General features: G+C 61.4%; 12 protein-coding genes, 3 tRNA genes and 3 rRNA genes. 13 read left to right on the top strand and 5 right to left on the bottom strand.

Annotated features, from left to right (window positions below; all coding sequences use genetic code 11):
* Window position 1 precedes the first annotated feature (1 nt).
* Genes LDH74_RS15760 through lpdA form a run of 3 tightly spaced genes read left to right on the top strand, consistent with a single transcriptional unit; the run spans window position 2 to window position 4,229 of the window.
* Entirely contained in the window at window positions 2–997 is a 996-nt protein-coding gene (locus tag LDH74_RS15760; protein WP_226039651.1) for an alpha-ketoacid dehydrogenase subunit beta, read from the top strand.
* A 1-nt stretch (window position 998) separates the two neighbouring features.
* The gene (locus LDH74_RS15755; protein WP_226039650.1) at window positions 999–2,705 is read left to right on the top strand and encodes a dihydrolipoamide acetyltransferase family protein; all 1,707 of its coding nucleotides are present in this window, start codon (window positions 999–1,001) and stop codon (window positions 2,703–2,705) included.
* Between the two features lie 60 nt (window positions 2,706–2,765).
* The gene (gene lpdA / locus LDH74_RS15750) at window positions 2,766–4,229 is read left to right on the top strand and encodes a dihydrolipoyl dehydrogenase (protein WP_226039649.1); all 1,464 of its coding nucleotides are present in this window, start codon (window positions 2,766–2,768) and stop codon (window positions 4,227–4,229) included.
* Between the two features lie 297 nt (window positions 4,230–4,526).
* Here the strand turns inward: lpdA and LDH74_RS15745 are convergent, their stop codons facing one another.
* Window positions 4,527–4,823, bottom strand: a complete 297-nt coding sequence (locus LDH74_RS15745; RefSeq protein WP_098725235.1) for a hypothetical protein — start codon at window positions 4,821–4,823, stop codon at window positions 4,527–4,529.
* A complete protein-coding gene (locus LDH74_RS15740; protein WP_226039648.1) occupies window positions 4,820–5,197 on the bottom strand; it encodes a helix-turn-helix domain-containing protein in 378 nt (125 codons plus the stop codon). The genes LDH74_RS15745 and LDH74_RS15740 overlap by 4 nt, the downstream gene beginning before the upstream one ends.
* 928 nt (window positions 5,198–6,125) lie before the next feature.
* On the opposite strand from LDH74_RS15740, the gene LDH74_RS15735 reads away from it, so the two are divergent.
* The 5 genes from LDH74_RS15735 to LDH74_RS15715 all read left to right on the top strand — a co-directional run bounded on the left by LDH74_RS15735 (window position 6,126) and on the right by LDH74_RS15715 (window position 11,488).
* A 16S ribosomal RNA gene (locus LDH74_RS15735) occupies window positions 6,126–7,598 on the top strand.
* A gap of 151 nt (window positions 7,599–7,749) precedes the next feature.
* Window positions 7,750–7,821, top strand: a tRNA-Ala gene (locus LDH74_RS15730).
* Between the two features lie 227 nt (window positions 7,822–8,048).
* A 23S ribosomal RNA gene (locus LDH74_RS15725) occupies window positions 8,049–10,969 on the top strand.
* Between the two features lie 177 nt (window positions 10,970–11,146).
* A 5S ribosomal RNA gene (gene rrf, locus LDH74_RS15720) occupies window positions 11,147–11,268 on the top strand.
* The 16S, 23S and 5S rRNA genes sit together here with 2 tRNA genes alongside, the layout of an rRNA operon.
* 144 nt (window positions 11,269–11,412) lie before the next feature.
* Window positions 11,413–11,488: transfer RNA gene (locus LDH74_RS15715), tRNA-Cys, on the top strand.
* A gap of 275 nt (window positions 11,489–11,763) precedes the next feature.
* On the opposite strand, the gene LDH74_RS15710 is transcribed toward LDH74_RS15715, so the two are convergent.
* From LDH74_RS15710 to LDH74_RS15700, 3 genes are all read right to left on the bottom strand, one after another.
* A tRNA-Lys gene (locus LDH74_RS15710) sits at window positions 11,764–11,837 on the bottom strand.
* An 82-nt stretch (window positions 11,838–11,919) separates the two neighbouring features.
* Window positions 11,920–12,615, bottom strand: a complete 696-nt coding sequence (locus LDH74_RS15705; protein WP_226039647.1) for a hypothetical protein — start codon at window positions 12,613–12,615, stop codon at window positions 11,920–11,922.
* 56 nt (window positions 12,616–12,671) lie between these two features.
* The gene (locus LDH74_RS15700) at window positions 12,672–12,812 is read right to left on the bottom strand and encodes a hypothetical protein (RefSeq protein ID WP_222920128.1); all 141 of its coding nucleotides are present in this window, start codon (window positions 12,810–12,812) and stop codon (window positions 12,672–12,674) included.
* A 782-nt stretch (window positions 12,813–13,594) separates the two neighbouring features.
* Between LDH74_RS15700 and LDH74_RS15695 the strand changes: the two genes are divergently transcribed.
* From LDH74_RS15695 to LDH74_RS15675, 5 genes are all read left to right on the top strand, one after another.
* Window positions 13,595–13,876, top strand: coding sequence for a DUF6360 family protein (locus LDH74_RS15695; protein ID WP_226039646.1), 282 nt, complete (start codon window positions 13,595–13,597; stop codon window positions 13,874–13,876).
* 99 nt (window positions 13,877–13,975) lie between these two features.
* Window positions 13,976–14,470 carry a ferritin-like domain-containing protein gene (locus tag LDH74_RS15690; protein ID WP_226039645.1) on the top strand — a complete coding sequence of 165 codons (495 nt, stop codon included), beginning with the start codon at window positions 13,976–13,978 and terminating at the stop codon, window positions 14,468–14,470.
* 229 nt (window positions 14,471–14,699) lie between these two features.
* Window positions 14,700–15,173: a ribosomal protein S18-alanine N-acetyltransferase gene (gene rimI / locus LDH74_RS15685; RefSeq protein WP_226039644.1), complete on the top strand. Its 474-nt coding sequence runs from the start codon at window positions 14,700–14,702 to the stop codon at window positions 15,171–15,173.
* Between the two features lie 64 nt (window positions 15,174–15,237).
* Window positions 15,238–15,708: a DUF5810 domain-containing protein gene (locus LDH74_RS15680; protein WP_226039643.1), complete on the top strand. Its 471-nt coding sequence runs from the start codon at window positions 15,238–15,240 to the stop codon at window positions 15,706–15,708.
* A 25-nt stretch (window positions 15,709–15,733) separates the two neighbouring features.
* On the top strand, window positions 15,734–16,144 hold the full coding sequence (locus LDH74_RS15675; RefSeq protein ID WP_226039642.1) for a DUF5809 family protein: 411 nt from the start codon (window positions 15,734–15,736) through the stop codon (window positions 16,142–16,144).
* The last annotated feature ends 22 nt before the right edge of the window (window positions 16,145–16,166 follow it).

Raw genomic sequence — 16,166 nt, 5'->3', positions numbered from 1 at the left:
CATGTCCGTAGAATCCGACGTAGAGAACCTCACGCTGGTACAGGCGGTACAGGACGGCTTGCACACCGAGATGGAGCGCGACGACGACGTCCTCGTCATGGGCGAGGACGTCGGCAAGAACGGCGGCGTCTTCCGCGCGACCGAAGGGCTCTACGACGAGTTCGGCGAGAACCGGGTAATCGATACCCCGCTCGCGGAGTCGGGGATCGTCGGCACGGCGATCGGGATGGCCGCCTACGGAATGCGGCCGGTGCCCGAGATCCAGTTCATGGGCTTCATCTATCCCGCGTTCGATCAGATCGTCTCACACGCGGCGCGCCTTCGGACGCGCTCGCGCGGGCGATACACGTGCCCCATGGTCATCCGGGCACCCTACGGTGGCGGGATTCGCGCGCCGGAACACCACTCCGAGTCGACGGAGGCGATGTTCGTCCACCAGCCCGGGCTCAAGGTCGTCATCCCCTCCACTCCCTACGACACCAAGGGGTTGCTGACCAGCGCGATCCGGAGTCCGGATCCGGTGCTCTTCCTCGAGCCGAAGCTCATCTACCGGGCGTTCCGCGAGGAGGTGCCCGCGGAATCGTACGAGGTTCCGATCGGCGAGGCGGCCGTCCGCCGCGAAGGGAGCGACATCTCGGTCTACACGTGGGGCGCGATGACCCGGCCGACGCTCGGGGCCGCGGAGAACCTCACCGAGGAGGGGATCGACGCCGAGGTGGTCGACCTGCGGACGGTGTCCCCGCTGGACGAGGAGACCATCGTCGAATCGTTCGAGAAGACCGGCCGCGCTGCCGTCGTCCACGAGGCACCCAAGACGGGCGGTCTGGGAGCCGAGATCACCGCGACCCTGCAGGAGGAGGCGCTCCTGTATCAGGAAGCGCCGGTGGAGCGCATCACGGGCTTCGACACGCCGTTCCCGTTGTACGCGCTCGAGGATTACTACCTCCCCGAGCCGGCGCGCATCGAGGACGGCATCAGAAACGCTGTGGAGTTCTAACATGGTCAGGGAATTCGAGCTACCGGACGTCGGCGAGGGGGTCGCGGAGGGCGAACTGGTCTCGTGGCTGGTCGAGGCGGGCGATGCGGTGTCCGAAGATCAGCCGGTCGCGGAGGTCGAGACTGACAAGGCCCTCGTGGAGGTTCCCGCGCCGGTCGACGGCACCGTCCGCGAGTTGCACGTCGAGGAGGGCGAAATCGTCCCGGTCGGGACGGTCATCATTTCGTTCGACGTCGAGGGCGAGGCGACACGCGCCTCGGAAGGCGCGAACGGCGAAGCCGCGAGCGAGGGCGAGGCGCGCGAGAAACCAACTGAATCGGAGCAAGAGCAGGCGGGCGAACCGCCGGGAATCGACGAACCGAGCGAGCAACGGAACGACAGCGGCGACGCCGCTGGCAGCCCCGGCTCGACCGGCGCAGATACTGAGGAAGTCGCACCGCCTGACGACCGTGTTTTCGCACCGCCGCGCGTCCGTCGCATGGCCCGCGAAGAGGGGATCGACCTCTCGAGCATCCGAGGAAGCGGCCCCGGCGGCCGGATCACCGCAGCCGACGTGCAGGCCGCGACTGGAGGCGAGTCCGGTGACGGCGTGGCACAGGTCCAGTCACAGGCGGCCGAAGCAGCACCCGGCGGAGCGGAATCCGAACCGAGCGACTCGAGCGGAGCGGGCACAGATACCGATACCACCGAGGAAACGGCGACCGAGAGCGCGACCGGGGCCTCGAGTTCCCAGCGGTCCGGAGCCCCGACGCAGGTCGACTCGGCGGACCGGGATAAGACGCTGGCAGCACCGGCGACCCGCCGAATGGCCGAGGAGGAGGGACTCGATCTCAATGCTGTCCCGGCGACCGAAGAGCGCAACGGCGAGGCATTCGTCACGCCGGACGCGGTTCGGGAGTACGCCGAGGCACAGCGTCGGGCCCAAGAAGCAGATAGGGAAGCGGTCGAAGCAGGCGAACCGGTCGGGACGAAGGGAACCGATTTCGCGGAGGGCGAGCGCGAACGCCGCGAACCGTTCAAAGGGGTCCGCAAGCGGATCGCCGAAGCGATGGTCGAGTCGAAGTACAGCGCACCCCACGTCACCCACCACGACGAGGTCGACGTGACCGAACTCGTGGGGGTCCGCGAGGACCTCAAACCGCGCGCCGAGGAGCGCGGCATTCGGCTGACCTACATGCCGTTCATCACGAAGGCCGTCGTCGCGGCGCTGAAAGAACACCCCGAGATGAACGCGGTCATCGACGAGGAGAGCGAGGAGGTCGTCTACCGCGACTACTACAACATCGGCATCGCGACCGCGACCGACGTCGGGCTGATGGTGCCGGTGGTCGACGACGTCGATCGGAAGGGGCTGCTCCAACTCTCGTCGGAGTTGAACGAACTCGTCCGGAAGGCTCGCGATCGGACGATCAGCCCCGGCGAACTGCAGGGGTCGACGTTTACGATCACCAACGTCGGCGGTATCGGCGGCGAGTACGCCACGCCGATCATCAACTACCCCGAGGCGGGGATCCTCGCGATCGGCGAGATCAAGCGCAAACCGCGCGTGGTGACCGACGAAAACGGTGATGAGTCGATCGAACCCCGCTCCGTGCTGACGCTCTCGCTGTCGTTCGACCACCGGCTGATCGACGGAGCCGTCGGTGCCCGGTTCACGAACACCGTCATGGAGTACCTCGAGAACCCCAATCTACTATTGCTCGAGTGATCGAAGACGAACCTACCGAACATGAGCGCACATTTCACGCACGACGGAGGACCGTAACCGATGGTCGTCGGAGACGTCACCACCGGAACGGACGTACTGATTATCGGCGCGGGCCCGGCCGGCTACGTGGCTGCGATTCGCGCCGGCCAACTCGATCTGGACGTCACGCTCGTCGAGAAAGACGCCTACGGAGGGACCTGCCTGAACTACGGCTGTATCCCCTCGAAAGCGCTGATTACCGCGACCGATGTCGCCCACGAGGCCGCCACCGCCGAGGAGATGGGGATCCACGCCGATCCCGCAATCGACCTCGCCGGGATGATGGACTGGAAGGACGGCGTCGTCGATCAACTCACGAGCGGCGTCGAGAAACTCTGCAAGGCGAATCAGGTCAACCTGCTCGAGGGCACCGCCCGGTTCGCGGACGAGAACACCGTCCGCGTCTCCCACAGCGGCGAGGGACAGGGCTCGGAGACCCTCGAGTTCGAGAACGCCATCGTGGCGACCGGTTCGCGCCCCATTTCGATTCCCGACTTCTCGTTCGACGACGAGCCCGTTCTGAACTCGCGACAGGCGCTCGCGCTCGATTCCGTCCCCGACTCGATGGTCGTCGTCGGCGGGGGCTATATCGGGATGGAACTGGCGAGCGTCTTCGCCAAACTCGGCACCGACGTGACCGTCGTCGAGATGCTCGATTCGATCCTGCCGGGCTACGACGACGACCTCACACGACCGGTCAAACAGCGAGCCGAGGCCCTCGGGATCGACTTTCACTTCGGGTACACCGCCTCCGAGTGGTACGAGCCGGGTCACGGCATCCGCGTCGTCGCCGAGCCGGTCGATGGCGCTGCAGCGAACGGTGGGAGCACCGAGGCGATCGAAGCGGAACGCCTCGAGCTCGACGTCGAGAACGTCCTCGTGGCCGTCGGCCGATCCCCCGTTTCCGAGACGCTCGATCTCGAGAAAGCCGGGATCGAAACCGACGACCGCGGCTTCATCGAGACCGATTCGCGCGCACGCACGAACGTCGACCATATCTTCGCCGTCGGCGACGTCGCCGGCGAACCGATGCTCGCACACAAAGGCAGCGCGGAAGGGAAAGTCGCCGCCGAGTTGATCGCCGGCGAGCCCGCGGCCCTCGACCACCAGGCGATTCCCGCAGTCGTCTTCACCGATCCCGAAATCGCAACCGTCGGGATGACCGAATCCGAGGCCGAGGAGGCCGGCTTCGAGACGGTGACCGGCCAGTTCCCGTTCCAGGCCAGCGGCCGCGCGCTGACGACCGGCGACTCGGAGGGCTTCGTGAAAATCGTCGCCGACGACGAAGACGGCTACGTCCTCGGCGCCTCGATCGTCGGCCCCGAAGCCTCCGAATTGATCGCCGAACTCGGCCTCGCGATCGAACTCGGTGCGACGCTCGAGGACGTCGCCGCGACGGTCCACGCCCATCCGACGCTCTCGGAGTCGGTGATGGAAGCCGCCGAAAACGCACTCGGCCACGCGATTCACACCCTGAATCGATGACGGCTTGATTCGTACCGACGACGTGACGACCATGATCCGCCGCGTCGCGCTATTTGGTAATCCACTATGGCGCGCGCTGGCTTGCGGTTCGCCGACGGCGAACCGCAGGACGACTCCGTGCGAGGGATGAGCGAGAGAGCGGAGCGATCGAGCGAATCGGCTGGGGAGGGCGTGGTAATCCTCTGTTGCCACGATAACAGTCTGCTATTTCCTCTTCCGTATCGAGACGACACGAAGCGTCCGTTCCGCGTCGCTTTCACCTCGAGTCCGTCTTCTACCGCTCGGCGCTCGCGCCCGTTACTGCACGTACAGCGAGTACGCGATCACGAGGAACCCGGCCAGGACAAGCAGGCTCTCGAGCAGGATTCCGGTCGCCAGGTCGACCTCGAGGAGTTCGTACAACATCCCGGCAAGTACCAGGCCGAGCGTGACGAGCCCGAACCCGGCCGCGAGATACCCCAGCGCCCGCTGCCGGGTCCGCCGATACGCCTTGAACGCGAAGTACGTGATGACACCCCCGACCACGAGAACGAGCGTCTTGACGACCGCCAGCGCGAGCATCGTCTCGGTTGGCCCCGTTGGAATCGGATTCATGTTTCCTTTCGCACCTCCGACCACAGCTCCGCGAGCCGTTCGTCCGCCGTCCGGGCCGGTCGCTCGATATCGACCGACAGCGACCGATCCTCGTCAAGCCCGAGCGTAATCTCGTCGAACGCGACCGAGTACTTGCTCGCGTGATGACCGTCCTGTCGAATCTCGGTCGATTCCTCGAGTAACGTCGACTCGGTCAACAACTCGAGTTTCCGGTACAGCGTCGACTGCGGGATCTCACACCGCTTCGATAGCTCCGATGCAGTCATCGGCTCCTCGAGCTTCCGGATAATCTCACGGCAGTCGGGATCGTCCAGCGCAGAGCAGATCTCCTCGGCGGACGGCGTCGACTCCGAAGCGAACGGGTCCCGGACCATTCGTCTCCCCTTTGCAACGCACGTGGTTTATCGGCATCGATGCGCGTCTCTGCCCCTCGCTCACCAACTCACGAGACGCACCCGGAAACTCTCGACACGAAGCCTTCTTGCGCGTGCGCGCTCGAGTGCGACCCACGCGGGTATCATTCGGCCAGACCGCACCTGCAAGGGTGGGATGACCGGCCGACCTCCGCCCGCGTGACATTCTCGCGATCGATACGGCTCGCTCGAGCAACTATCGCACTTATCAATATCATTGACACTACGTTTTAGTGGAAAACCGTGCCATGGTATCGGGTTCCGATACAGGTCTCGTCCGACGGCCTTATATGTATACCCGGCATTCGATTGTATTGCGAACGACGTGGCGCACGCCGCCGCGTTCCCTCCGGCCGCAACCCGGCACGGAGGCAGACGTTACATCCGTCCTCGGACACCTCGTCGGTTCGATCCGACGAGAGACTGCGTACTCGAGGGCTCCACGCAACGATGGTCACGACCGGAACTGCCGGTCGTGATGATCCGGAGCCCTTATACGTGTCTGGGCGTTCAGTTGTGATCGTACACACCCCCGCCGGATGCGGTTTCCGGCGCGGGGGCGATCCGACGCCCTTATACGTTCGAGGGCATTCGGATGTGAACACGAAGATGTGGCGACGGGGCGTTTGGATACGCCGCATCGTCACGGACGATTTGGAGTCCGAAGGGGTTATGTACCCCAGACGGCTTATGAATACGTCCGAAGGAAATGAGGATCCTACCCCTGCGGTCCGCCGTACAGATGGGATCTGATGTGAGCCTTGGTAGTTCGGTGACGCCCGCTTGGTCGTTCGACCAGCGTCATCGAACGTGGACCATTTAGTGTGAGTGTGTTTGCAACATTCACCGCCAACAGACCCTCCCCTTCACGGGGGAGTATATACATAGCATTCCGGTTGATCCTGCCGGAGGTCATTGCTATTGGAGTCCGATTTAGCCATGCTAGTTGCACGAGTTCAGACTCGTAGCAGATAGCTCAGTAACACGTGGCCAAACTGCCCTATAGACGGCGATAACCTCGGGAAACTGAGGCTAATAGCCGATACCGTTCACTGCCTGGAGTGGCATGAACGCGAAACGTTCAGGCGCTATAGGATGTGGCTGCGGCCGATTAGGTAGACGGTGGGGTAACGGCCCACCGTGCCTATAATCGGTACGGGTTGTGAGAGCAAGAGCCCGGAGACGGTATCTGAGACAAGATACCGGGCCCTACGGGGCGCAGCAGGCGCGAAACCTTTACACTGCACGCGAGTGCGATAAGGGGACTCCGAGTGCGAGGGCATATAGTCCTCGCTTTTCACCACCGTAAGGTGGTGGTGGAATAAGTGCTGGGCAAGACCGGTGCCAGCCGCCGCGGTAATACCGGCAGCACGAGTGATGACCGCTATTATTGGGCCTAAAGCGTCCGTAGCTGGCCAGGCAAGTCTATCGGGAAATCTGCGCGCTTAACGCGCAGGCGTCCGGTGGAAACTGCGTGGCTTGGGACCGGAAGACCAGAGGGGTACGTCCGGGGTAGGAGTGAAATCCCGTAATCCTGGACGGACCACCGGTGGCGAAAGCGCCTCTGGAAGACGGATCCGACGGTGAGGGACGAAAGCTCGGGTCACGAACCGGATTAGATACCCGGGTAGTCCGAGCTGTAAACGATGTCTGCTAGGTGTGGCACAGGCTACGAGCCTGTGCTGTGCCGTAGGGAAGCCGAGAAGCAGACCGCCTGGGAAGTACGTCCGCAAGGATGAAACTTAAAGGAATTGGCGGGGGAGCACTACAACCGGAGGAGCCTGCGGTTTAATTGGACTCAACGCCGGACATCTCACCAGCATCGACAATGTGCAGTGAAGGTCAGATTGATGATCTTACTGGAGCCATTGAGAGGAGGTGCATGGCCGCCGTCAGCTCGTACCGTGAGGCGTCCTGTTAAGTCAGGCAACGAGCGAGACCCACATCCTTAATTGCCAGCAACACCCTTGCGGTGGTTGGGTACATTAGGAGGACTGCCAGTGCCAAACTGGAGGAAGGAATGGGCAACGGTAGGTCAGTATGCCCCGAATGTGCTGGGCGACACGCGGGCTACAATGGCCGAGACAGTGGGATGCAACCCCGAGAGGGGGCGCTAATCTCCGAAACTCGGTCGTAGTTCGGATTGAGGGCTGAAACTCGCCCTCATGAAGCTGGATTCGGTAGTAATCGCGCTTCAGAAGAGCGCGGTGAATACGTCCCTGCTCCTTGCACACACCGCCCGTCAAAGCACCCGAGTGGGGTCCGGATGAGGCCCTGATTCCAGGGTCGAATCTGGGCTCCGCAAGGGGGCTTAAGTCGTAACAAGGTAGCCGTAGGGGAATCTGCGGCTGGATCACCTCCACAGACCGGGATCGGGGCGTCGCCCCGACCCACCTTAGCGGATTGCGATTGCGGTTCCACGTTCGATCGACCAGCGACCGGCCGATCGGGCACCTTAGAACTACCAAGGTTCACATCCAACTCCGTGCCTGTCTCGATCATGAGACGGGCGTGGGCCCATAGCTCAGTGGTAGAGTGCCTCCTTTGCAAGGAGGATGCCCAGGGTTCGAATCCCTGTGGGTCCATGTCTCGGAGGACAACCGAATCGTGCCCCTTAAGTGGGGCAGACGATTTCGGTTTAATCCGAACAACAACCGATGCACCAGCCCGTGTAAACGTGGCTGGGAAGGGTTAATGCATGCCGCGTCTACGGCGTGCAAATGAGACCGTGTGTACGTGTAGTCCAGGCGTCCACTGGACCCGTTCCCGGGTCACTCTTGAATTACAACTGCAGGTTGCAATTCAGATCCGATGAACGTGGCTACTGTGCCAGCTGGTGGATCGCTCGGCTTGAGAGCTGAAGAAGGACGTGCCAAGCTGCGATAAGCCTGAGGGAGCCGCACGGAGGCGAAGAACTCAGGATCTCCGAATGGGAATCCCCACCGCAATTGCTTCGCGCAATGGGGAACGTCGAGAATTGAAACATCTTAGTATCGACAGGAAAAGAAAGCAAACGCGATGTCGTTAGTAATGGCGAATAAACGCGACACAGTCCAAACCGAAGCCCTCACGGGCAATGTGGTGTTCGGACTGACGATCACTTCCCGACACTCGACGCGAAGTCTCTTGGAATAGAGCACGAGACAGGGTGACAGTCCCGTACCGTCGACGAGTAAGGAACGAGTCAGCTCCAGAGTATCGGGGGTTGGATATCCCTCGTGAATATCGCGGGCATCGACCGCGAAGACTAAACACTCCTCAAGACCGATAGCGAACAAGTAGTGTGAACGAACGCTGAAAAGCACCCCACGAAGGGAGGTGCAATAGGGCGTGAAATCAGTTGGCGATAGAGCGACGGGGCTCACAAGGTCCTCTGTTCAATGAATCAGGTGCGAACCTGTAGTAAGCGACAGAGGAAGCCGGAGTTCCGTCGTACGTTTTGAAAAACGAACCAGAGAGTGTGCCTGTTTGACGAGTCTAACTCGATTATCGAGGAAGGCGTAGGGAAACCGATATGACCGCAGTGCTTTGCACCAGGGTCACCGTGTTCAAGCGCGGGGAGTCAAACGGGCACGACCCGAAACCGGACGATCTAGGCGTGAGCAAGATGAAGCGTGCCGAAAGGCACGTGGAAGTCTGTTAGAGTTGGTGTCCTACAATACCCTCTCGTGACTTACGTCTAGGGGTGAAAGGCCCATCGAGTCCGGAAACAGCTGGTTCCAACCGAAACATGTCGAAGCATGACCTCTGCCGAGGTAGTTTGTGGGGTAGAGCGACGGATTGGGGGATCGCACTCCGAGAGGAGTGCGCCCCCCTGTCCAACTCCGAACCTACAAACGCCGTTTGACGCAGGGAGTCCGGTGCACGGGGTAAGCCTGTGTACCGTGAGGGAGACAACCCAGAGCTGGGTTAAGGTCCCCAAGTGTAGACTAAGTGCGATCGAAGGTGGTCTCAAGCCCTAGACAGCCGGGAGGTGAGCTTAGAAGCAGCTACCCTCTAAGAAAAGCGTAATAGCTTACCGGCCGAGGTTTGAGGCGCCCAAAATGATCGGGGCTCAAGTCTACCACCGAGACCTAGCAGTGCGGTTCATACCGCAATCTTGTAGGTTGGCGTTCTGTTCGGGTGGAAGCACGGTCGAGAGATCGTGTGGACCGTTCAGTAACGAAAATTCTGGTCATAGTAGCAGCGTTAGTCGGGTTAGACCCCCGACGGCCGAACGAGTAAGGGTTCCTCAGCAATGCTGATCAGCTGAGGGTTAGCCGGTCCTAAGTCAATCCGTAAGTCGAAATTGACAACAGGGAAATAGGTTAATATTCCTATGCCAGTGTGCACTCAAAGCCGACGCTTTGGGGCCGCCTCTGCTGGGCTTTCGCCCAGTCTAACAGTCGAAATCCGTGGAAACCGTAATGGTACGAAGCGGACGAATGGCTGGATAGCGCAAGAGAGGCCAACCTAGAGCCCGTGAAAAGGCGAGCACACTGTCCGTACCGAGATCCGACACAGGTACTCATGGCGGCGAAAGCCAAGGTCTGTCGGGAGCAACCGACGTTAGGGAATTCGGCAAGTTAGTCCCGTACGTTCGCAATAAGGGATGCCTGCCTCGCGAAGAGGCAGGTCGCAGTGACTCGGGCGCTCCGACTGTCTAGTAACAACATAGGTGACCGCAAATCCGCAAGGACTCGTACGGTCACTGAATCCTGCCCAGTGCAGGTATCTGAACACCCCGTACAAGGGGACGAAGGACCTGTTAACGGCGGGGGTAACTATGACCCTCTTAAGGTAGCGTAGTACCTTGCCGCTTTAGTAGCGGCTTGCATGAATGGATCAACGAGAGCGCCACTGTCCCAACGTTGGGCCCGGTGAACTGTACGTTCCAGTGCGGAGTCTGGAGACCCCCAAGGGGAAGCGAAGACCCTATAGAGCTTTACTGCAGGCTGTCACTGAGACGTGGTCGCCATTGTGCAGCATAGGTAGGAGGCGTTACACAGGTAGCCGCGCTAGCGGCCCACCGAGCCAGCATTGAAATACTACCCGATGGTGACTGCGACTCTCACTCCTGGCGGAGGACACTGGTAGCCGGGCAGTTTGACTGGGGCGGTACGCGCCTGAAAAGATATCGGGCGCGCCCCAAGATTTCCTCACTCGGGTCGGAGACCCGAGGAAGAGCGCAAGAGCAAACGGAAGTCTGACAGTGTCGAACACAACGATCGACGCTGACGCGAAAGCGTGGTCTAGCGAACCAATTAGGCTGCTTGATGCGGCCAATTGCTGACAGAAAAGCTACCTTAGGGATAACAGAGTCGTCACCCGCAAGAGCACATATCGACCGGGTGGCTTGCTACCTCGATGTCGGTTCCCTCCATCCTGCCCGTGCAGAAGCGGGCAAGGGTGAGGTTGTTCGCCTATTAAAGGAGGTCGTGAGCTGGGTTTAGACCGTCGTGAGACAGGTCGGCTGCTATCTATTGGGGGTGTTACGGTATCTGACGGGAACGTTCGTATAGTACGAGAGGAACTACGAATGGGTGCCACTCGTGTACCAGCTGTCCGAAAGGGCACGTGCTGGGCAGCGACGCACCACGGGGTAAGAGCTGAACGCATCTAAGCTCGAAACCCACCTGGAAAAGAGATACCACTGAGGCCACTCGTAGAAGACGAGATCGATAGACTCGGGATGTACGCACCAAGGCAACGAGGTGTTGAGTCCGCGAGCACTAACCGGCCAAGCCACACATTCATACATTACATCGCATTGGATCCGTGACGCGAGAACGGGTCCGGACGTAAACTGGACTACACATACACACGGTTTGAGACACACCACCGATTACGGTTTCTTGGGCGGAAGTCCAAGGCTCGGAAGACGTGACATAGTCTTCCGTTGGACAACGGTTCGATTCCGTTGGTCGGCGTTAGGGCGGCCACAGCGGCGAGGTTCCTCCCGTACCCATCCCGAACACGGAAGATAAGCTCGCCAGCGTTACGGTGAGTACTGGAGTGCGCGAGCCTCTGGGAAACTCGTTTCGCCGCCTCCACTCATATTCATACTTCAACCCCACAGAGCCACCGCTCCGGCGTTGGCTGTGTGGGGTTTTTGCAGTTATGCACGCTACAGCGACTTATAGCGGCTTGTGCCGTACCGCTACGCTTAAACGAACGCAGTAACAACGATAGAACGCGCCAAGGTGGCAGAGTCCGGCCGAACGCAGCGGCCTGCAGAGCCGCCCACCGCCGGTTCAAATCCGGCCCTTGGCTTTTCTTTCCCCTGCCAGAGCGCAGTGGCTGCTGCTTTCGAGTACTTGGATACGATGTCTCGGATTTGCTTTTCGTCCTCATAGCCATCACTCGCGATACTCGATTTTAATAGTGTATCTTGGTAGTTCTGAGAAACGATCGTTGATAGAAAGCGGATCGGGTGCGATATGAACCCTGTCCGAGAACCTGCTCACTCCGCTGCGCGCGACCCCCCTTCGTTCAAATCCCGCCGGTTTCGGTACTGACGACTCCCGAAGTGATTCGTCGGCAGAAAGCGGGCCGGGCGCGATTTGAACACGCGACCGTCTGGTTAAAAGCCAGACGCTCTGCCAGACTGAGCTACCGGCCCTGTAGTTTCCTTTTTCGGGGAACAGCGGTTAAACGTTTCTTTCTCCACTGCTTCGATATTGACCTCTCCGGTCCGATACCCTTTATTCGAAGTACTGTTCGAGCGCCTCGGTGACGAGCTGACCGGGATCGGCGTTTTCGATGGATGCACGCCGCCGGAGATCCCGATATGTCGTCGGTGAGAGGGTGAGCTCGAGTCGGCCGAGGGTAATATCGTGTTCGTTGAGGGCCTGGTCGATGGAGGCGCCGTTGTTGATTGCGCTGGCGACGCTGCGGACGTCGCGGACGGTGAGGTCTCCGTCGAGGGTGGCCCACGCGAGGAGGAGCCGTGATTCGCCGCCGACGCGGGCGATGTGTTTGGCGGCTGTCGGTGCGATCTGACCGAGTGCGACCTGTTTGCGGACTGAACGCGGGAGGTCGTGGACGCGGGCCCACTTGCGGATAAAGGAGACGGTGGCGTCGCCGCCAGCGCGTTCGGCGGCGGCCTTGTAGGAGCCTTCGCCGCGAACGAGGGCAGCGCAGGCGGCTGCACCGCGAAGCATGTAGAGGTGATCGTCGTTGGTCTCACCGCCGGCGAACCGGCGGACGGTTTCGGCGGCGTCTGCGAGGCTCTCGGGGTCGTCAGGATCGAACTGGACGGCTTCGCGGGCGCGGGTTCCGGCGACCGATTCGTCGCCCCGGATAACCGGTGAACCGACGGGCGATTCGCGGTCCGTCGGGATCGATCGATCGCTCTCGTCGCGTCGGTGCGAACGATCAACGGGCCGATTGTCGGTCATGAACCTCGGTAGGAGTTCCGCCGTCAAAAAGGTCGGTATCGGGGCGGAAGACTCAGTTATTCCTCTCGCTGTTCGGCGAGGTGCTCCCAGATCTCCGTACAGCCGGCCCCTTCTTCGATATCGTCGAGATGAGCGTCATCACGCTCCTCCGCTTCCTGCTCGATCGGCTCTGGTTTGCATTCGGCTGTATCAGTCATTGGCGGTCATTCGAACCCCGTAGGTATAAGTATCGCTTCGGCTGCAAACGATACCCGTGCTCTGTCTTATGGGATCTTTCTGCCGCTATCTCTGACGAATAGAGTTCTCACGACAGCTGTTCGATACCCGTCTGGTATCGAATCGCGTCTCATCGGACCGATAGTGATGACCTAGATCCGTGTGAAACTCACGGAACTGACGAACGATAAGCGGCCGTCACTCGAGCCTGAAATACTGCACAGTTGGCCGTTCGGCTCGAGCGGGGCGAGTGTCTCGATTCGACAGATCTCGGTTGGAACGGGTGCTAGTGTTTGCTTCTTTCGATGTGAGTGTGACGAGATCGGTCGTGTTAGCACAGTTGGAGAGCTGTTGAGCGAGAGGGAATGCAAACGGTCGCGTGGAATTCTCCGCTACTCTCGTCGACCGGTGGCGTTGTGATGGACTGTCCACGCTTCTTGAACCGAGTTCCCTGTGTACGCTTCGAGTCAGTAACCGGATTACTGCGAGGAAGTTGGGGCAAAAACGGCCGATAGATGGGGCGCTGGATGGGATGATTGCCGCGGGTAGTGGTGGCTCGAATCCGTTCGTATCCGCGTTCGAAACTCGGACAGCGGTCGGACGATTCGGAACGTGGTCCCGAACGTCCGCCCGTTCACGTCTGGTACCCGTTTCGCGGAGCGTGTCGACGACCGTGCCTCGTGATCGTTTTGGTGCCGTTCTCGGTGTCGTCGCTCGAGACGGCCGGCAGTATAAGTGCTCGGAGACTGAGGATCGAACCGATATGTCCGATCGATTGATGTCGGTTACCGCGTACACGACGTTGGATTACGTCGAGGGGAAAGCAGTGGGTGAGAGCTTCGAGTGGGAGTCGGTCGCCGTCGTGAACGCGACCGCTGATCGCGAGGATCCCGACAGCGTTCGCCTCCAGGTGGAGCTCGATAATCTCGCCGAGGAGCACCTGCCAAAGCATACGGACGAACTCGAGTTGACGCCGGAGCAAGCCCGTACGCTGGCCGCGGACCTCGAGAAACACGCGGGTCGAGTCGAGGACGCGACGGAGTAGCTGGGGCTGTGCTGGCGGCGAAGGTGGTCCGCATCGGCGCCTGCCGTCGCAGGCTCCCGTCTTTTTCACTCGGGTAGCGAACGATAGAGTGGTCACACCATGAGCATGGACACTATCCAGGACCTGTTCGAGCACGGTCTCGAAGACATCTATCACGCGGAGCACCAGTTGCTCGACGCGCTCGAGGAACTCGAGGCGAACACCGATCGCGACGAGATCTCTCAGGCGTTCTCGGAGCACCACGAGGAGACCCGAGACCAGATCGACCGGCTCGAGGAGGTCTTCGATATGTTCGGCGAGCCGCCCGAGAAGGAGGAGTGCGAGGGCATCGAAGGGCTCCTCGAGGAGTACGAGGAGTTCACGTCGATGGATCCCGCGCAGGAGGTGATGGATTATCACAACATGGCGGCCGCTGAGAAGACCGAGCACTACGAAATCGCCGCCTACGGCAATCTGATCCCGCTGGCGGACCAACTCGGAATGGACGACGCGGCCGATCTGCTCGAGGAGAACCTCCGGGAGGAGCAGGATGCCCTCGACGAACTCAAGGGACTGACCGAGGAGTTCGAGATGGACGCGATCCCGGCCGAGTGAGTCGCATGGCCGACGACTCCGACGCCCGAGACGACGAGTGCCAGACACAGTATGGGGGCACCGAAGACGCGGGATCGACGACCGATCTCGACGAGGACGAAGGCGAAGCAAGCGACGACGAGTAGGGTGTGTGCGATCCGTTTTCGCGGCGGAGTCGATCACGCCTCGAACTCGAGTGGCTCTGCCGCGACGCGTACGGCTTTTACTGTTCGGTGTGTTACCCTCGCGTGTGACGACGCCCGCCCCGGAAAGACGCGAGGAGGTGTCGATTAGACCGGCAGAGCGTGCGGATTTACTCGCAGTCGTTCGTATCGAGAACGCGTCGTTCGCACAGGCCTGGCCGTACAACGCCTTCGAGCGGTTTCTCGGCGAACCGGGGTTTCTCGTCGCGGAGATCGACGGTGAGATCGCCGGTTACGTCGTCGCCGACGTGACACAGCAGATCGGTCGCGCGCTCGGCCACGTCAAGGATGTTGCCGTTCACCCGGAGCACCGTCGGGCAGGTGTCGCCTCCACGTTGCTCTCCCGATCGCTCGGCGTGCTCGCGGCCCACGGTGCGGAGACGGTCAAACTCGAGGTTCGGCGGTCGAACGACGGAGCGAAACGGCTGTATCGAGGTTTCGGCTTCGATCCGCTTCGGCGGGTCGCCAACTATTACGGCGACGGCGAGGACGCGATCGTGATGATTCGGAAACTGCGATAGCGAGTTGCGGGACTGCGGTAGCGGGTTGCGGCACGTTTTACCGTCCGAACCCGTACGGTCTCGTATGGGATACGCCTGTCCGGTCTGTGACGCCGAAGAGGCCGACGCGGTGCACCTCGCGAATCACCTCGCGATCACTGCGTCACTCGGCCGCGAAAATCATCGCGAGTGGCTCGAGGAGCACGCACCCCACTGGGGAGACTGCAGTCCCGAGGAGCTCGGCGAAATCGTCAGTCCGCACGCACGGGAAATCGATACGCCCGAGTTCGCGGGGTCCGGCCACGACCACGGCCATGGCCGCGAGCCCGGGCGACCGGACTCGCTCGAGGAGGGGATCGCCCGCCAGAGCCGTCAGCCCGGCCGCGGTTCGATGACCGCCGAAGCCGAAAACGTCCTCCAGGAAGCCGCCGAACTGACTCGAGAGATGCAGCCCACGGGCGAGAGCGACGCGGACGACGAATCGCCATCGAACGCGGACGACAGCGAGGAAGGCGAGAGCGTGGAGAGCGACATCGACGAGAACGAAAACGCGTAACTGCGTCTCTGCCGACTGGACGGATATGCACACAGTGGGGACGTTCACCTTCGAGTCGGTCGCGGACGCACGCGCGGAGTACGAGTCGGTCGGTCCCGCGGCCCAGACGGTCGTCCGCGAGGTCGCGAAGGCCATGGAGTTCGACCGCGAGGAGTACGGCGAGCGTGTCACGGGGGATGTCGTCGAAACCGCACGCGACGCCCTCTTCGCGAGCCTGCTCGAGGTTCGCGTCGGTTCCCGCGAGGAGTTCGAGGGCTGGCGCGACGACTACGACGGCGAGGTGACGATGGCGGGCCACGAGGACGTCGACCGCGTCGTCTGGCACGCGGGGCCGGACGGCGAGGCCGTCGCGGCGACGTTTCAGAACGAGGAGGAGGCGGCTATCGCGACGCTTCGCCGGCAGGCGTTTGGGCGGTTGTACCGAGATATCGTGTAGGCGACCGCAGTGTACTCACATC

Origin of the sequence: Natrinema sp. DC36 (assembly GCF_020405225.1) — an archaeon.
GTDB lineage: Archaea > Halobacteriota > Halobacteria > Halobacteriales > Natrialbaceae > Natrinema.
Note: the sequence above shows the minus strand (reverse complement) of the source record. Positions and strands in the feature narration are given on the sequence as shown.